10 protein-coding genes are annotated in these 16,365 nt (G+C 73.1%); 6 read left to right on the plus strand and 4 right to left on the minus strand.

The annotated features are described in order from the left end of the window. Positions 1 to 12: 12 nt before the first annotated feature. Together K5L01_RS09200 and K5L01_RS09205 are read left to right on the plus strand one after the other, a co-directional pair. Complete coding sequence (locus K5L01_RS09200) at positions 13 to 804, plus strand: MBL fold metallo-hydrolase (protein ID WP_250064162.1); 792 nt, start codon at positions 13 to 15, stop codon at positions 802 to 804. Then, on the plus strand, positions 801 to 1,667 hold the full coding sequence (locus K5L01_RS09205; protein ID WP_250064076.1) for an MBL fold metallo-hydrolase: 867 nt from the start codon (positions 801 to 803) through the stop codon (positions 1,665 to 1,667). Before K5L01_RS09200 ends, K5L01_RS09205 begins: the two co-directional genes overlap by 4 nt. Positions 1,668 to 1,748: 81 nt before the next feature. Here the strand turns inward: K5L01_RS09205 and K5L01_RS09210 are convergent, their stop codons facing one another. Next, on the minus strand, positions 1,749 to 2,453 hold the full coding sequence (locus K5L01_RS09210; protein WP_250064077.1) for a pirin family protein: 705 nt from the start codon (positions 2,451 to 2,453) through the stop codon (positions 1,749 to 1,751). 132 nt (positions 2,454 to 2,585) lie between these two features. On the opposite strand from K5L01_RS09210, the gene K5L01_RS09215 reads away from it, so the two are divergent. Then, the gene (locus K5L01_RS09215) at positions 2,586 to 3,515 is read left to right on the plus strand and encodes a LysR family transcriptional regulator (protein WP_250064078.1); all 930 of its coding nucleotides are present in this window, start codon (positions 2,586 to 2,588) and stop codon (positions 3,513 to 3,515) included. A 329-nt stretch (positions 3,516 to 3,844) separates the two neighbouring features. Here K5L01_RS09215 and recD read toward each other — a convergent pair whose 3' ends face one another. From recD to recC, 3 genes are read right to left on the minus strand one after another with little or no spacing between them, the layout of a single operon-like run. After that, complete coding sequence (gene recD / locus K5L01_RS09220; RefSeq protein WP_250064079.1) at positions 3,845 to 5,740, minus strand: exodeoxyribonuclease V subunit alpha; 1,896 nt, start codon at positions 5,738 to 5,740, stop codon at positions 3,845 to 3,847. Then, positions 5,737 to 9,378, minus strand: a complete 3,642-nt coding sequence (locus K5L01_RS09225; protein WP_250064080.1) for a UvrD-helicase domain-containing protein — start codon at positions 9,376 to 9,378, stop codon at positions 5,737 to 5,739. Before K5L01_RS09225 ends, recD begins: the two co-directional genes overlap by 4 nt. After that, positions 9,375 to 12,731 carry an exodeoxyribonuclease V subunit gamma gene (gene recC, locus K5L01_RS09230; RefSeq protein WP_250064081.1) on the minus strand — a complete coding sequence of 1,119 codons (3,357 nt, stop codon included), beginning with the start codon at positions 12,729 to 12,731 and terminating at the stop codon, positions 9,375 to 9,377. Before recC ends, K5L01_RS09225 begins: the two co-directional genes overlap by 4 nt. Positions 12,732 to 12,839: 108 nt before the next feature. Here recC and K5L01_RS09235 point away from each other — a divergent pair, with 108 nt between their 5' ends. The 3 genes from K5L01_RS09235 (at position 12,840) to K5L01_RS09245 (ending at position 16,317) form a co-directional block, all read left to right on the plus strand. Next, positions 12,840 to 14,642 carry a Na/Pi cotransporter family protein gene (locus K5L01_RS09235; RefSeq protein WP_250064082.1) on the plus strand — a complete coding sequence of 601 codons (1,803 nt, stop codon included), beginning with the start codon at positions 12,840 to 12,842 and terminating at the stop codon, positions 14,640 to 14,642. A 137-nt stretch (positions 14,643 to 14,779) separates the two neighbouring features. After that, on the plus strand, positions 14,780 to 15,568 hold the full coding sequence (locus K5L01_RS09240) for an ABC transporter ATP-binding protein (RefSeq protein WP_250064083.1): 789 nt from the start codon (positions 14,780 to 14,782) through the stop codon (positions 15,566 to 15,568). After that, positions 15,568 to 16,317, plus strand: coding sequence for an MlaE family lipid ABC transporter permease subunit (locus K5L01_RS09245; protein ID WP_250064084.1), 750 nt, complete (start codon positions 15,568 to 15,570; stop codon positions 16,315 to 16,317). Before K5L01_RS09240 ends, K5L01_RS09245 begins: the two co-directional genes overlap by 1 nt. Positions 16,318 to 16,365 lie beyond the last annotated feature (48 nt).

The following is a 16,365-nucleotide window of genomic DNA, read 5'->3' on the forward strand; positions in this document are numbered from 1 at the left end:
TCCGACGTGCTGATGTTCGTCGGCGACGATCATGAATCAGTCGCCACCGCCTTCATTGCCGGCGACGATGTGCTGCTGGTCGACTCACTCGGCAGCCAAGAGGATGCACGCCGGCTGCAGAGCAGCCTGTGCGGAGAAATGGGCAAGACGGTGCGTATCGTCGCAGCCACCCACTTCATGAGCGACCACATCGCCGGCATGCGGCTGTTCGATGAAGCGACGACGATTGCGCACCGCCATCACCGCCACACGTTCCTTTCGCAGAACCGACAGGTCGATGCGTTCTACCGCGAACCTCAGGTATTGTTCGACGGCGACCTGCGGCTGCGCTGGGGCCGGCATGAACTGCACTTCCTGCACAACCCCGGCAGAACCCTGGACCACATCAGCGTGGATGTACCCAGCGCTGACCTGGTCTGCGCCGGCGACAACATCGTCGGCAACACCGTGTATGTATCCAAGGCCGACCCCACGCTGATCCGAGGTGCGGTCAAACGGATGCGTCAGCTTGGACGCGGCACCGTGGTCGGTGGCCACATGGGCCGGTTTCCCCCTGCCGTACTCGACAATGCCCTCCACTACCTGGACCGGCTGCAGCTGGCGGTGCTGCGCATCCGCATTGATGTCGCGATGCCCGACGTCAATGGCCACATCGCTGCGATCGCCATCGAGGACTGCCTGGCGCCCGGGATCGAGCCGTCCGCGTTCGAGCGCGAATGGCACCAGCACAACCTGGAAGCCATCGTCGCGCAGTCGACCTTCTCGCTCGATGCCGCGCTCGCCGTACGGCGGGAGCGCGCATGAACGCCGGCAAGTGTGGTGCCGGCCGGGCCAGGCCACGCAGGCGGTTCCTTGCCGGTTGCGCCGGTTTGGCGACCCTGGCACTGGTTCCGCCCGCTGGATGTGCATTGGCCGCGGCCGGCGCCGATGCCTTGCGCATCCAGCGTCTGGCCTGGGCGGGCATCCGTCTGCAGTTGCCCAGGGAAACCCTGTTCATCGACCCGCTCGCCAGCCCCGAGGCTTGGGGAACCGCGCTCCGCGACCGGCTGATTCCGGTCGATGACGCCGTCGGCAGTACCAATGTCCTGATCACCCATGCGCACAACGATCACTTCGATGCGGCTGCAGTGGCCACCGCCTTGGCCAGGGGCGGCACCCTGGTGCATGCGTTGGGCGCCGCGCCGCGCCCCACACCGGCGAATGCCCAGCTCCGCCCCAGCGCGCTGTGGGAGCCGCAACTGCTCGGAGGCTTCACCGCTGCCGCCGTACCTGCCGTGGACGGCAATGGCGACCCGCAGGTGTCCTGGGTGGTAACCGCCGGAGGCCGGCGCATCTTCCACGGCGGTGACACGCTCTGGCACGGGAACTGGTGGCGCATCGCCCGCCAATTCGCTCCGTTCGACGCTGTCTTCCTGCCGATCAACGGCGCGCGCTTCGGTTTCCTCAAGCCGGCGGTCGAACAACCCGGCGTGCTGACCCCGGAACAGGCGGTGGCGGCGGCAACGATCCTGGGCACACGGCGGCTGATCCCGATCCACTACGGCATAGCGGGAATGGACGAATACGTGGAAGTCGAGGACGCCATCGGGCGGCTGCGCGAGGCCGCGCAGGGAAAACCACTGGCGATCCAGGCACTGGCACCCGGTGACTGGCTGGATTGGGAGTAGCACGGCAAGCAGCCCGCACACGTCACGAAGGCGCGGTCGCCCGCACCTTCGTGACACCATATCGCCAGACGATACAGCCGCTCAGGCGGCGGTATCCACCAGCACCAGTTCGGTGTCTTCCAGCGCGCGCAGGGTGATGCGGCTTTCGCCGGTGATGGCGGCGCCATCGCGGGCCTCCAGCACCACGCCGCTCACCTCCACCCTGCCGGTGTTGGGCACCAGGTAGCCGTGGCGGGTGGCGTCGCTGAAACGGTACTCGGCGCTTTCGCCGGCCTTCAGCGTGGCACCCAGCACGCGGGCGTCGGCACGGATCGGCAGGGCATCGTCGTCGCCCGCGATGCCGCTGGCCAGGGTGACGAAGCGGCCGGAACGCTCGCCCCTGGGGAACGGCTTGGCGCCCCACGCCGGCGCCCCGCCGCGCGCGTCGGGGATGATCCAGATCTGGAAGATCCGGGTCACGCCCGGCTCCAGGTTGTACTCGGCGTGGCGGATGCCGGTGCCGGCGCTCATCACCTGCACGTCGCCGGCCTCGGTGCGGCCCTTGTTGCCCTGATCGTCCTGGTGGGTGATGGCGCCTTCGCGGACATAGGTGACGATCTCCATGTCGGCATGCGGATGCGGCGGAAAGCCGGTGCCCGGCTGGATGGTGTCGTCGTTCCACACCCGCAGGGCGCCCCAGTGGACGCGCGCCGGGTCGTGGTAGTCGGCAAAGGAGAAGTGGTGCCTGGCATCCAGCCAACCGTGGTTGGCTCCGCCAAGGCTGGCAAACGGGCGGCGCTCGATCATGGCGTTCTCCTGCATGGGTGGTTGCAATGGGGCCAGTCTAGGCGCGCGCCAGCACATCCGGAATGGAAGGAATGAAAATTCATCCTTTCCATTTGTGACATCATCAACCCCCTTCTTCCGGCCATCGCCGCCATGCGCCAACTCCCCGACCTGGAAGCCTGGGCGATCTTCGCCAAGGTCGCCGAAGCCGGCTCCTTCGCCCGTACCGCACAGGCGCTGGGGCTGTCGCAGGCGACCGTCTCCAAGGCCATCACGCGGCTGGAAACCCGCATCGGCACCGCCCTGTTCCACCGCACCTCGCGGCGCATGTCGCTGACCGCGGCCGGCGAGGCGGCACTGGAACGCGCTGCGCGGATCCTCGACGAGGGCGAGGCGGTGGAGGCCGAGGCCGCCGACCGCTCGACCACGCTGCGCGGGCCGGTGCGGGTGGCCGCGCCGATGTCGTTCGGCGTGGCGCAGCTGGCACCGCTGCTGCCGGCGTTCATGCACCAGCACCCGGACGTGGAGCTGGACATCCAGCTCAGCGACGCGCAGGCGGACCTGGTGGCCGAGCGCTTCGACCTGGCGCTGCGCATCGCCACCCTGGCCGACTCCGGCCTGCGCGCGCGGCGCCTGTGCCAGGTCCGCATCCTGCTGGTGGGCGCGCCGGCCTATTTCGCCGAACACGGCCGGCCGACGCATCCGCGCGACCTCGCCCGCCACCGCGGCTTCCAGTACAGCTACACCCGCGGCGGCCATGGCTGGCGTTTCCGCCACGCCCGCCATGGCGAGTTCGCGCAGAGCGTGCCGTGCCCGCTGCGGGCCAACAACGCGGAAGTGTTCGCCGCGGCGCTGCGCGACGGCCTCGGGCTGGCGCTGCAGCCGGAATTCATGGTCTGGGAAGACCTGCGCGACGGCCGCCTGGAAACGGCGATGGACGACTGGCAGGTGGAGCCGATCGCGCTGCACATCGTCACCCCGCCCGGCCTGCGCCGCCCGGCGCGGGTGCAGGCGCTGATCGACTACCTGGCCGCCGGCCTCGAACGCGCGCCGTGGGCGACAGGTGCGGGCGGCAGCCGATAACTTCGGCGATGGCGATGACCCTGGGGATGCGCCAGCTGCTGGCGCTGGCCGCAACCGCGGACGCGACCGCGCAGGTAACGGACCGCATCCTCATCGAAGGCCGCGCGTACGCGCTCAACACCCATCCGCTGGAAAGCCGGCTGCGCGGCCGCCGCGACTTCCTGCCGGAGAACGTCTCGCGCAGCACCGCCAACTGGCACGGCCAGGTCGCGCACTGGGGGATCGACGGCGACCGGCTTACGCCGAGCACTACCTGGGCCTGTAGCACCCCGCGGAATTGCCGGGAGCCTGCCGTGCGGCCCCGGCCACGGACACGTCCATGGGCGGCCCTATCCCCGTGCCCGGCCCAGCCGCTGCGCCAGGCCCGACCAGCGGCTGGCATGGCGTGCCAGCGCGGCGTCGATCAGCGCCGCATCGCCGGCCAGGTGCAGGGCGTGGCGGGCACGGGTGATGCCGGTGTAGAGCAGTTCGCGGCCGAGCACGCGGGCGTCGCGACGCGGCAGCTGCAGCCAGACCTCGTCGAACTCCGAGCCCTGGGCCTTGTGCACGGTCATCGCGAAGGCACTCTCGTGCGCGGGCAGGGCCGCCGGATGGAACGGGCGCGGCGCGGCCGGGTCGTCGCCGGGGAACCAGGCGGTGGTGCCACGGCCGCTGCCGTCGTCCAGGCAGATGCCGACATCGCCATTGAACAGGCCATGCCGGTAGCTGTTCTCGCCGACGATCACCAGGCGGCCGTGGAAATGGCCGGGCGTGCCGCCGCGCGCCGGGGCGCCGGACAACAGCGCCTCGATGCGGGCGTTGAGCCCGCGTGCACCCTGCGGGCCTTCGCGCACCGCGGTGAGCAGCCGCAGGCGGCCGGCGACGGCCAGCGCCTGCGCCGGGTCCGGTGCGGCGGCCAGTGCCGCCCAGTAACGCTGCAGCGGCGCGCGCCAGGCCTGCAGCGGATCGTCCTCGCCCTCGTGGAAATGCACGCCGGACAGGGTGCCTTCCCGGAGCAGCGCCAGCGCGCGCGCGGCGTCGCCGTCGCGCATCGCCGCGGCCAGCGGCGCCAGCTGCAGCGCCGCGCTCTGGCGGTAGCCCCGCTGCAGCTGCACCCGTGCGCCGGCGAAGCCCGCAGGTGACGCCGCGACCGCGGCGGGCGGCAGCGTTCCCAGCAGGGGCTGCAGCGCCTGCGCGTCGGCGGCCGCGACCCGGCTGCCGTCGCCCGCGGCGCGCAGGATGGCGGCGAGCACGTCGCCGGCCTCCACCGAGGGCAGCTGGTCGGGATCGCCCAGCAGCACCAGGCGCGTGCCGTCGGCCACCGCGTCCACCAGCTTGGCCATCAAGGGCAGGTCGATCATCGAGGCTTCGTCGACCACGACCGTGTCGTACGGCAGCGGGTTGTCGGCATGGTGGCGGAAGCGCGGCGATTCGGGGATCACCCCCAGCAACCGGTGCAGGGTGGTGCCGGTGGTCGGCAGCTGCGCGCACAGGGCCGCATCCACGCCCTGCTGCGGCAGCGCCTGCACCGCGCCACGCAGGCTCTCGGCCATGCGCTCGGCGGCGCGCCCGGTGGGCGCGGCCAACGCCACGCGCGGCGGCGCGCGGCCGGCGGCATGGGCCTGCGCGGCCAGCAGCACCAGCAGCCGGGCGACGGTGGTGGTCTTGCCGGTGCCCGGCCCGCCGGTGACCAGCAACAACGCATGGCGCAGCGCGAGCGCGGCGGCACGGGCCTGGCGATCCCCGGCCACGGGGCCCGCCGGCGCGGCCGCGAACAGGTCGCCCTGGCCCGCCCCTTCCGCAGCGGGGAACAGCTGCGCGAACACCGGCGCCAGCCCGGCCAGGTCGCCTGTCTCCAGGGGCGCCGCACCGATCCGCTGCAGGCCCTGCGCCAACCGGCGCTCGTACTCGCGGTAGCGGCGCAGGTACAGCAGTCCGTGTTCCCAGACCAGCGGCGCCTGCATGGCCTCGGCCTCCGGATCGTGCGTCGCGGCCACCCAGGGCGAGGCCTGCAGCTGCGCGCTCCAGGCCGCCGCTCCGGGCCACGGCAGCGCCCCGTCCAGCAGGCGCTCCGGCTGTGCCGGGTCGAAGCCGGCATGGCCCTGGGCCACCGCGTACGACGCCAGCGCCGCGGCCGCGAGCACCGCGTCGGGCGTGTCCGGGTCGAGCCGGCGCAGGCTCTGCGCCAGCGCATGGTCCAGCGCGCGCAGCGCCCCGGCGCGGACCAGTGCGGCCAGCAGGCTCATGCGCCCTCCCCGCCGCGTGCGCGCAGCGCCGCCAGGCGCTCCTCGCCCCCCGCGAACAGCGCATCCAGCGCATCCACCAGGGACGCCTCGAAGCGGTGCGCGTACACGCCCGGCGAGGGTATCCGGGCCGGCTCCAGGCCGCGGCAGAACAAGTAGCGGATGCCGCCGAAATCGCGCGCATAGTCGTAGCCGGCGCCCAGCCGGAAACGCAGCCAGCGGTGCAGGGCGACGGTGTAGATCAGCGCCTGCAGGTCGTATTCGCTGTGGCGCATGGCCGCCTCCAGCTGGGCGGGGGCGTAGCCGGGCAGGCGGTTGGACTTGTAGTCGAGCACGTACCAGCGGCCATCACGGTGGTAGGTGAGGTCGATCTTGCCGGTCATCAGCCCTTCCAGGCGGTCGCGCATCCCGAACGCCTGGCGGCCGCGCACCACGCCATGCGCGTGCAGTTCGCGCAGCAGTGCCGGCACCGCGGTGGGCTGCATCGCGAAGTGGAACTCGATCTCGGCCCGCCGCTCGCCGGCGTCCAGCGCATGCAGGGCGCCGCCTTCGGGCAGGGCCACGGTCAGGGTGCGGCCGACCAGGTCGGTGAGCAGGGCCACGCCGTCGTCGACAGTGTCGTCCACGTAGCCCTCGCCGCGCAGGGCCACCGCAAGCACCTCGGCCTGGCCCGGCGGTGCGGCAGCGTCCGGCCGCCAGCCGGCCCAGGCGCCGAAATCGACGCCTTCCAGCGCCGTGTGCAGGACGTTGCCGAAACGGCTGCCGGCGAAGCGCGGATCGAACGCCGCCGCCTCGAGGCCCGCATCGCCGTCGCCGGCCGGTCCGGCATCGCCCGGCGGCGGTTCGTCGGCGGCACCGCCGGCGGCCTCGGTGGCCGCGGCCGCGGTGTCGTGCCCGGCCTCGGCCCGCGCAAGCTGGGTGAAGCTGTAGACCCACCAGTCATGCGCCAGCGCACGGCGCACACGGCGCACCGGGGGCAGGGCCTGCCCGCGCTCGGGCGCCAGCCGCGGGGGCAGCGCGTCCACCGGGTCGTGCACGATGTGGATGTCGGCATGCGCGGCCAGTGCGGCGGGGTCGTCCAGCAGCGGCCCCAGCGGCGAGCCGGACAGGCCGGCCAGCGCACCGGTGGCGATCCACAGCGCATGCTCGGCCCGGGTCAGGCCGACATACAGCAACCGCGCGGCCTCGGCCGCTTCTTCGGCGGCGGCCTGCTGGCCGACGGCCTTCCAGTCGGCGGCGTCCTTGTCGATCTTCCAGTGCAGCACGCGCCGCTCGCCGTCGTGCACGATCCGGCAGCTGTCGGTATCCGGGGCGCGGCCGTCGATGCCCACGAAGGGCAGGTAGACCAGCGGGTATTCCAGGCCCTTGCTCTTGTGCAGGGTGACGATCTGCACCCGGTGCGCGTCCGATTCCAGGCGCAGCAGCTGGGCCTCGTCGCCCGCGTCGGCCCGGGCGATGCAGGTCTGCAGCCAGTCGAGCAGGCCGTGCAGGCCGATGCGGCGGTTGCCGGCCTCCTGCAGCAGTTCGCCCAGCTGCAGGTAGTTGGTGAGCCGGCGCTCGCCATCGACCAGCGCCAACAGGCGCTCGGCCTGCTCCGCGCACACCTCGGAGAGCATCGCCAGCACGCCGCCGCGCTGCCAGCGCTCGCGCCACTGCAGCAGGCGGTCCTGGTGGCGGCGCTGGCGGTCGCCGTCGTCGGCCAGGGCGGCGATGGCGGCCGCGCTCTCGCCCAGCAGCACGGTCGCCAGCGCCGCGCGCAGCCGGCCCTCGTCGGCCGGTTGCAGCAGGGCCAGCAGCAACAGGCGCAGCTCCTGCGCCTCGGTGCTGGCGAACAGGCTGCGGCGGCCGGCGGCGACCGCCGGAATGCCGACCGCGGCCAGTGCCTGCTGCACACGCAGCGCCTCGCGGTGCGACCGCACCAGCACCGCGATGTCGCCCGGCCGCGGCGGGCGCCCGTCGATCAACGCTTCGCCGCGGCGGGCCGCCGCCAGCACCCGGTGGATGTGGGTGACGCAGGCCAGGGTCGCGGCGTCGCGCGAGTCGTCGGCCTTGAGCGGTTTGCCGTCCGCATCGCCGGCGATGACGTGCAGGGTCAGCGGCGGGGCCGGGGCGCCTTCGAGCTGATAGTCGGCATCGTGGCGCTTGCTGCCCGGCGCTACCGGCTCGAAGCGGATCCGCGGATCCAGGAACGCCCGCTCGCCGGCCGCGGCGTACAGCGCCGCGACCGCGCGCAGCAGCCCCGGCCGTGAGCGGAAGTTGTGGGCCAGCCGCGGCGCCTCGACCGCCTGGTCGCGGGCCTGCAGGTAGGTATGCACGTCGCCGCCGCGGAACCCGTAGATCGCCTGCTTGGGGTCGCCGATCAGGAACAGCGCGGCGTCCCCGGAGGCACCGCCGAACACGCGGCGGAAGATGTCCCATTGGCGCGGATCGGTGTCCTGGAACTCGTCCACCAGCGCGAAGCGGTACTGCGCGCGCAGGCGCCCGGCCAGCGCATCGCCGCCGTCTCCGGCCAGCGCCGCGTGCACGTCGTCGATGAGGTCGTCGTAGGTCAGCAGCCGCTGCTGGCGCTTGTGCAGGGCCAGCCGCCCGCGGGCCTCCCCGCGCAGCCGGTGCAGCAGGACGATGGACTGCTGCCGGCGCCATTCGTGGAACCCCGCCAGCGCCTGCAGGTAATCGGCGATTGCCGGCTGCAGGGGCGAGACCGGCGTGCTGCCGGCCTTGGCCTTGGTAGTCCGGGCGGTGAGCGCGTCGAGGGTGAGCCGCTCCAGCCGCCCGTCCAGGGCCGCCCACGGATCGGGATGGCGGGCCCAGTGCAGCAGGTGCTGGAACAGCGGCTCGATCCAGTCGGCCTTGTAGCTGGCCTTGTTGAGCACGCCGCCTTCCAGCGCGGCACGCAGTTGCTGCAGGTAGGCCTCGCCATGCTCGACCAGCGCGTCGGCCAGGCGGCGGGCGGCGGCGGCACGCAGCGGGCGGGCATCCTCCAGCGGCGGGTCCGGCAGCGCCGGCAGCAGCGGCAGGCCGCCGACCAGCCGCGGCAGGTCGGCGGCCAGCGCGTCGGGGGTCTTCCACAGGCTGGCCAGGGCGTCCAACAGCGCGTCGCTGTCCGCCTGCTGGCGCCACAGATCGGCCGCCAGGGTGGCGTACAGTCCGCCGGTGTTGGTCAGCAGCTGCGGTGCGGCGAAGCTGTGTCCGCTTTCCAGCGCATGCTCGGCCAGCACCCGCGCGCAGAACCCGTGGATGGTGAAGATCGCCGCCAGGTCGGTCTCCTCGGCGGCGATGCGCAGCCGCCGCGCCAGCTGCGCCGGGCTCTCGCTTCCCTGCCGCAGGTGGCGCTGCAGGAGGGTGCCGGTCACGTGCTGCTCGGGGCTGTCGCCGGCGGTCGTCGCGTGCGCCGCCAGCCGTGCCGCCAGGTCCAGGCGCTCGCGGATCCGCCTGCGCAGCTCCTGGGTCGCGGCATCGGTGAAGGTCACCGCCAGGATCTGGCCCATGCGCAGGCCCTGCTCCACCACCAGGCGGGTGAACAGGGTGGCCAGGGTGAAGGTCTTGCCGGTGCCGGCACTGGCCTCGATCAGGCGCAGGCCCGACAGCGGCAGGTCGAGGTACGGGTCGGCGGGCACGGCCGGCAGGGAGGACGGCTTCATGCCGGCACCTCGCCGGGCTCCAGCGCGCGGCCTTCGCGCAGCGCGGTGAAGACCACCAGGCTGTTGTGGATAAAGCTGTTGGCAGTGGCCGCCGATGCGAACGGATCGGCGCCGCGGAACGCCAGCTGCAGGGCCTGGCCCTCGCGCTCGCCCCAGCTGCGCTCGCTGCCGTTCCATTTCTCGAGGGCCGCCCGCATGCGCTTGTCCGGCGGCGCGCCGTAGATCGCCCAGCCGGTGTACGGCGCGAACGGCAAGGGCGCCTGCAATCCCCGGGAACGCAGGCGCATCAAGGCTTTCAGGGCGTCACGCGCCTGCCCGGCGGGAACCGGCGGCAGGATGTGCGGACCGTGGTCGCCGTGGCCATCGTCGACGAACTGCAGCAGCGCCCGGCCCTCCCCCGCGGCATTGGCCAGCAGCCAGTCCAGGCCGCTGCGCAGCACCCAGGCCACGCCCGGTGCTCCGGCCTGCAGGCGCGGCAGGCCCTGTGGATGGATCTGTGCGATGCGCCCATGCACGCGGACACCGTCGATCACCACGTCGCAGGTCTGCGACTGCAGCGGGGCACCGTCGTACCAGTGCGCGAAACGCTCCGCGCAGGGCCGGACCTGCTCCAGCAGCCCGGCGAACTGCTGCCGGCCGAAAGCACCGGAAGGCAGCAGCGCGCGCGCGCGCAGGCGTGTGTACAGACCGTCCTCGTCGTCCTCCAGCAGCGCCGTGAGCACCTGCTGCTGCAGCGCGCTGCGGTCGCGGCCCCCGGAGGGCAGCGTCAGCGGCTCCAGGTCGTCGCCGATCTCGATGTCGTCGGGCAGGCGCAGCCCGAGGTGCTGCGCGAGGTACTGGCCGGCCGGGTCGGCGAGGAACCGGCGCAGCGCGTCCAGTGGCAGGTCCGCTTCCACGGCGGGCGCGGCCGGTTCCGCCACCGCGGCGGCGTCCGCCCACGGTGCCGGCACCCGCCGCTGACCACCGACCGCGGCGGCCGCCCGGTGCCACTGGCGGCGGTAGCTGAAACGCCGTGGCTCGCCATCACCGCCGAACGCGGCCGGCACGAACGGCTGCAGCGGATGCCGCACCACCAGCGCGGCGCGCGCGGCCGGAGGATCGTCGTGGCAGGCGGCGGCCGCATCGATCAGTTCGCTGACCAGCACCGACGGCTCGCGCCGGCTGCCGTCGCGCGCGTCGGCACCGAGGTAGCTCAGGTAGAACACGTCCTGCGCCGAGGCCAGCAGCTGCAGGAACAGGAAGCGGTCGTCCTCGCGCAGCGAGCGGTCGCCATGGCGGCGGCGCGGGCTGCCCAGCTCGGCGGTGAGCCGGCTCAGCCCGGCGGCCGGATCGCGGCGCGGAAAGTCGCCGTCGCCCAGGCCGAGCACGCAGATCACGCGGAACGGCAGCAGCCGCATCGGCACCATGCGCCCGAAACTGACGCCGCCGGTGAGCAGCGGCGCCCGGGTGTCGGCTTCGGACAGCACCGCGGCGAAGTGGGCGCGGACCGCCTCGGCCGGCACCGGCGCGTCGAAGCCGGCGTTCGCGGCGTCCTCGGCGAATGCGTGGATGAGCTTGCGCAGGCGCTCCAGCGCGCGCTGGGTGGACGCGTCGGCCGGTGGTTCGGGCAGCAGCGCGTCCAGCAGGCCGAGCAGGCGCTGCCGCCACTGCGCCGGCGGCAGCGCCTCGGCCAGCGTCTTCTGGTGGCGGGCGAGCACCCGCAGCAGCCGGACCAGGGCATCGAGCGCGGCCAGCGCGCCGCCTTCCAGTTCGGGCCAGGGCGCCACCCCCGCCAGATCCCGGTCGCTGCCGCTGGCGTGGCCGAGCAGCAAGCGGTCCAGCGCGAACTGCCAGGTGCAGGCATCGTCGCGTGGCGCCTGGTGCTGGCCGCGGTGCGCGGCATCCAGGCCCCAGCGGGCGCCGGCGGCCTGCAGCCAGCCGTGCAGCCGCTCGAACGCGGCCGCGTCCAGCCCGGCCGCGGCCGCCAGCGGCGGGCTGGCCAGCAGGTCGAGGATCTCGTTGCGGCCGAAGCGCGACACCGGCAGCCCCAGCAGCTGCACGAACACGTCGGCCAGGGGCTCGCCCTGCAGCGGGCTGGCGTCGGCCAGCGCCCAGGGAATGTGCTCCTCGCCCCCGCCGCGGCCGCCGAACACCGATTCCAGGTACGGCACGTAGGGATCGATGTCCGGCGCCAGCACCGCGATCTGTCGCGGCTCCAGCGGCGGGTCGAAGCGCGGATCGTCCAGCAGCGCGCGCAGCTGGTCGTGCAGCACCTGCATTTCGCGCAACCGGGTATGGCAGGCATGCACCTGCACGCTGGGATCGTCCAGTCGCAGTGCCGGGCGCAGTGGCGCCAGCGGTGCCGCACGGCGGTGGAACAGGTCGGCCTGCAGGCGGTGCAGCAGGCTGTCGCGCAGACCGCCCTGGTCCAGGGTCGGCCCGTCGCGCAGCTCCGGATCGACATAGGCGGCGATCTCGCCGGACGGATGCACCACCTCGTAGCTGCCCAGCACCGCCATGAAGTCGCGCCCGGCCGCCCCCCAGGCCTGCAGCAGCGGGTTCTCGCCGGCGGCGCTGCCGAACGGGTCCTCCACCCCGCCGCGCAGGCGCTCGGACAGGGTCTGCAGGTCGCCCCACCACGCGCGCGTCGGCGTCGGCAGGTAGAAATGCAGGGTCCCGACCCGGGCCTGGGTGGCGATCACCCGCAGCACGTCCGGCGAGACGTTGAGCGCGGCGAAAGCGAACAGCCGCGACGGCAGGCCCTGCGGCAGCGGCTGGCTGGCGCCCTCGAAGCGCGCCAGGTAGTCGTTGATGCGGCGCGCGCGGTGCTGGCGACCGGCGGCGATGCGCCGCCAGAGAAGCGCCTGCGGGTCATCGTGGTCGGCGCCGGCCTCCCAGCGCAGCAGCCAGTCGCGGCGCCAGGCCTGGTATTTCTCGAACACCGCGCCCAGCTCGGCCGCCAGCGCCCAGCACCGCAGCGGGTCGCCGCCGGCACCGCCGTCGCGCTCCAGGTAGGCGCGCAGGCCGGCCATGGCCGGCTGCCGCATCAGGGTGTCGTCGGTCAGTGCCGCGTACAGCCGCCAGTGCAGGCCGGCCGCGCCGAGGTCGTCGTGCTCGCCGGGCACGTTGGCCTTGAGCGCGCGCGCGACGAACTCGCCGGGGGTGAGGAATTCCAGGTTGGCGGCAATGCCGTACTCAGCCGCCAGCGTGGACTGCAGCCAGCGCCGCATCGCCACCTGCGGGATCAGTACCGTATCCGCGGCCAGCAGCGGCTGGCCCGGCGCCGGCGCGCGCAGCGCATGCGCCAGCAGCGACGCCAGCACGTCCAGCGCATTGGAATGGTAGAGGCGGAAATCCGGAGCGGCGTCGGGCATGGCCCGGCCATTGTGCCGGAGCGCGGTCGCGGCCGGCGCGACGACCTGCACCGCGCGCGGCCGGCGGCCGATAATGCGCGCCCCTGGCATCGACGGACCCCGGCGCACGTGAATCCCCGCATCCTCCTGGTCGTGGCCGCCGCCGCGCTGCTGGCATGGTCGTTCTGGCGCAACGACGCCTGGCTGCAGCTGTGCGCCGGCCTGGCGGTGTTCCTGTTCGGCATGCAGACCCTGGAGGAAGGGCTCAAGCAACTGGCCGGCGGCCGCCTGGAGAAGCTGCTGGCGCGCGGCACCTCCACGCCGCTGCGCGGCCTGCTGTGCGGCGTGGCCGGTACCGCGGTGCTGCAGTCGAGCACCCTGGTGTCGCTGCTGGCGATCGCCTTCATCAGCTCCGGGCTGATCCAGCTGGCCGGCGGCATCGCGCTCATCCTCGGCGCCAACCTCGGCGCCACCAGCGGCATCTGGCTGCTGGCGCTGGCCGGGCAGAACCTGAGCCTGTCCCCGCTGGCCCTGCCGTTGCTCGTGTTCGGCGTACTCGCCGGATTCACCGGCGCGCGCGGCAAGGCCGCCGGCCGGGTGGTGCTGGGCGTGGCGCTGGTGTTCCTGGCCATCGACCAGATCAAGGCCGGCTTCGACGGCTTCGGCGGCGGCTACGAGCTGGCCGCGGGCAGTGCCGGCGGCCTGGGCACGATGGCGCTGTTCGTGCTCGGTGGCCTGCTGCTGACGGTGGTGCTGCAATCCAGCCATGCCGCCCTGATGCTGACCCTGGCGGCACTGGCCGCCGGCCAGCTGCAGCTGGAGCAGAGCCTGGCCATCGCCATCGGCTCCAATGTCGGCAGCAGCGTCAGCACCGCGGTGGTCGGCATGCTCGGCGGCAACCGCAGCGGCCAGCGGCTGGCGCTGGCGCACGTGCTGTTCAACGTGGTGACCGCGCTGCTGGCGTTCGCGCTGCTCGCGCCGCTGACCTGGCTGGTGGGCGCGCTGGCCGGCGCCGCCGGGTTCGGTGACAACCCGCTGCTGCAGCTGGCGTTGTTCCATACCCTGTTCAACGCCGGCGGGGTGGCGCTGTTCTGGCCCTGGCAGCCGCAGCTGGCGGCGCGGCTGCTACGCTGGCTGCCCGACCGCGCCGACGCCGGCATCGGTGGCGACGCGCGGGTCCGCGCACGCCACCTCAGCGACCAGGCCCTGGAGTCGGCCGATGCCGCCGCCGCCGCGGTCGCGCGGGAACTCGAGCACCTCGGGCAGCTGAGCCTGGAGGTGATCTGCCAGACGCTGTACCTGCCGCTGGGGACACGGCAGACCCCGCCCGGCGAGGATGCGCTCGCGGCCGTGCCCGACGGCGATGGCCCGGACGCGGAGCTCCTGTACCAGCAGCGGGTCAAGGGCGTCTACGGTGACCTGCTGCGCTTCATGGGCCGGCTGGAAGTGGTGCTGGACGCCGAGCACCAGCGGTTCTGGGCCGGCAGCCAGGCCGCCGCGGCGCGCATGGTCGATGCGGTCAAGGACGCCAAGCACCTGCAGAAGAACCTCGGCCAGCGGCTGCGCGCGGACGACTCGACGCTGCGCGGCAGCTACGTGGCGCTGCGCGGGCACCTGTCCGCACAGCTGCGCGCACTGCGCGACCTTGCCCCGCTGCCGGCCGCCGGCGACGGCGATGCACGGCACGCGGCACGGCAACCGGCGCTGGAGGCGCTGGAACGCCAGGACACGGCATTCGTCGAAGCCTTCCGCCAGCAACTGTTCGCCGCGGTGAAGCAGGATCGGCTGGACGGGCTGCAGGCCGGCTCGCTGCTCAACGACCTGGGCTATGCGCGGCGCATCCTCGCCAGCCTGCGCGGCGTGGTGGCCTTCGCCGACGAACCGGACGCGCTGCGCGCGCTGCATCCCCCTCCTGCGGTGGACCCCGGATGAGCCTGGAGAGACGGGCCGTTCCGCCCATGGACACGCCGCCGGGCGGCGGCTCCGGCGACAATACTGCACGGTCCAGTTCTCTTTTGTTCAGCTGGGCCCGATAATCCTGCCACGTTGGTTTTCCGTTAAAGGCCGCCATGTCTCCGTCCCGGACGCCCCTGGTGCAGTTGTCCGACGTCCGCATCGACCGCGGCGGGCGCACCATCCTGCGCGACGTCTCGCTGACGGTGCCGCGCGGCAGCATCACCGCCGTGCTGGGACCGTCGGGCACCGGCAAGTCGACCCTGCTGGCGGCCCTGACCGGCGAGCTGCGCCCGGTGGCCGGGCAGGTGCGGCTGTTCGACCGGGACATCCCGCACGGCAGCCGCGCGCTGCTGGAGATGCGCCGCAACGTCGGCGTGCTGCTGCAGGGCAACGGCCTGCTGACCGACCTGACCGTGGCCGAGAACGTGGCCCTGCCGCTGCGCACCCACACCCGCCTGCCGGAGCCGGTGCTGCAACGGCTGGTGCGGATGAAGCTGCACGCGGTGGGCCTGCTGGCGGTGGCCGACGCCTGGCCACGGGAGCTCTCCGGCGGCATGGCGCGTCGCGTCGCGCTGGCCCGGGCCCTGGCGCTGGACCCGCCGCTGATGATCTACGACGAGCCGCTGACCGGACTGGACCCGATCGCCTCCGGGGTGATCATGAGCCTGATCCAGCGCCTCAACGCCAGCCTCGGGCTGACCAGCATCATCGTCAGCCACCACGTGCACGAAACCCTGCCGATCTGCGACCAGGCGCTGGTCATCGCCAACCAGGGCATCGTCTTCTCCGGTACCCCGGACCAGTTGCAGGCCAGCGCCGACCCGCTGGTGCGGCAGTTCCTGCATGGCGAGCCGGACGGGCCGATCCCGTTCGACGCCGCCGCGCGCACGAGGATCTCCTGATGCCGTTCGCCTCTTCCCTGCGCTCGCTCGGCCGCGCCGGCCTGTTCTCGCTGACGGTGCTGCGCGGCTCGTTGCCGACCCGCGACTTCCTGGCCGAACTGACCCGCGAGATCTACAAGATCGGCGCGCGTTCGCTGCCGATCATCGCCGTGGGCGGCGCCTTCGTCGGGCTGGTGCTGACCCTGCAGGGCTACCGCACGCTGACCACCTTCGGCGCCGCGGACGCGCTGTCCACCCTGCTCGGCCTGTCGCTGTACCGCGAGCTGGCGCCGGTGCTGACCGCGCTGCTGTTCATCGGCCGCGCCGGCAGCTCGATCGCCGCCGAACTGGGCCTGATGCGCGCCACCGACCAGATCAAGGCGCTGGAGCTGATGGCCATCGATCCGGTGGCCAAGGCGGTGGCGCCGCGGTTCTGGGCGGCGGTGCTGACCGTGCCGCTGCTGACCGGCATCTTCTGCTCGCTGGCCATCGCCGGCGGCTGGTTCGAAGCGGTGCAGGTGCTGGGCCAGGACAACGGCACGTTCTGGTCCGGGCTGCGCGGCAGCGTCGATTTCTGGGACGATTTCGCCGTGGCGCTGCTCAAGTCGGCGATCTTCGGCGGCACCGCGGCCCTGGTCGCGGCCTACGTCGGCTTCCATGCCGAACCCACCATCGAAGGCACCTCGGTGGCGACCACCCGCGCGGTGGTGAACGCCTCGCTGCTGGTGCTGATGTTCAACTTCGTGCTTTCCGCCCTGATGTTCCAATGATGCGAGTCCCTCGCAGAAGCCCGCCCGTGCCGGTGCGGGAATCCGACG

It is taken from the genome of Stenotrophomonas mori, from assembly GCF_023556335.1.
Taxonomy (GTDB): Bacteria; Pseudomonadota; Gammaproteobacteria; order Xanthomonadales; family Xanthomonadaceae; genus Stenotrophomonas; species Stenotrophomonas mori.

Excerpts from the sequence above, each read along its gene's own strand:
- K5L01_RS09200 (WP_250064162.1), top strand. The coding sequence starts at position 13 with ATGTTCGTCGGCGACGATCATGAATCAGTCGCCACCGCCTTCATTGCC.
- K5L01_RS09205 (WP_250064076.1), top strand. The coding sequence starts at position 801 with ATGAACGCCGGCAAGTGTGGTGCCGGCCGGGCCAGGCCACGCAGGCGG.
- K5L01_RS09210 (WP_250064077.1), bottom strand. The coding sequence starts at position 2,453 with ATGATCGAGCGCCGCCCGTTTGCCAGCCTTGGCGGAGCCAACCACGGT.
- K5L01_RS09215 (WP_250064078.1), top strand. The coding sequence starts at position 2,586 with ATGCGCCAACTCCCCGACCTGGAAGCCTGGGCGATCTTCGCCAAGGTC.
- recD (WP_250064079.1), bottom strand. The coding sequence starts at position 5,740 with ATGAGCCTGCTGGCCGCACTGGTCCGCGCCGGGGCGCTGCGCGCGCTG.
- K5L01_RS09225 (WP_250064080.1), bottom strand. The coding sequence starts at position 9,378 with ATGAAGCCGTCCTCCCTGCCGGCCGTGCCCGCCGACCCGTACCTCGAC.
- recC (WP_250064081.1), bottom strand. The coding sequence starts at position 12,731 with ATGCCCGACGCCGCTCCGGATTTCCGCCTCTACCATTCCAATGCGCTG.
- K5L01_RS09240 (WP_250064083.1), top strand. The coding sequence starts at position 14,780 with ATGTCTCCGTCCCGGACGCCCCTGGTGCAGTTGTCCGACGTCCGCATC.
- K5L01_RS09245 (WP_250064084.1), top strand. The coding sequence starts at position 15,568 with ATGCCGTTCGCCTCTTCCCTGCGCTCGCTCGGCCGCGCCGGCCTGTTC.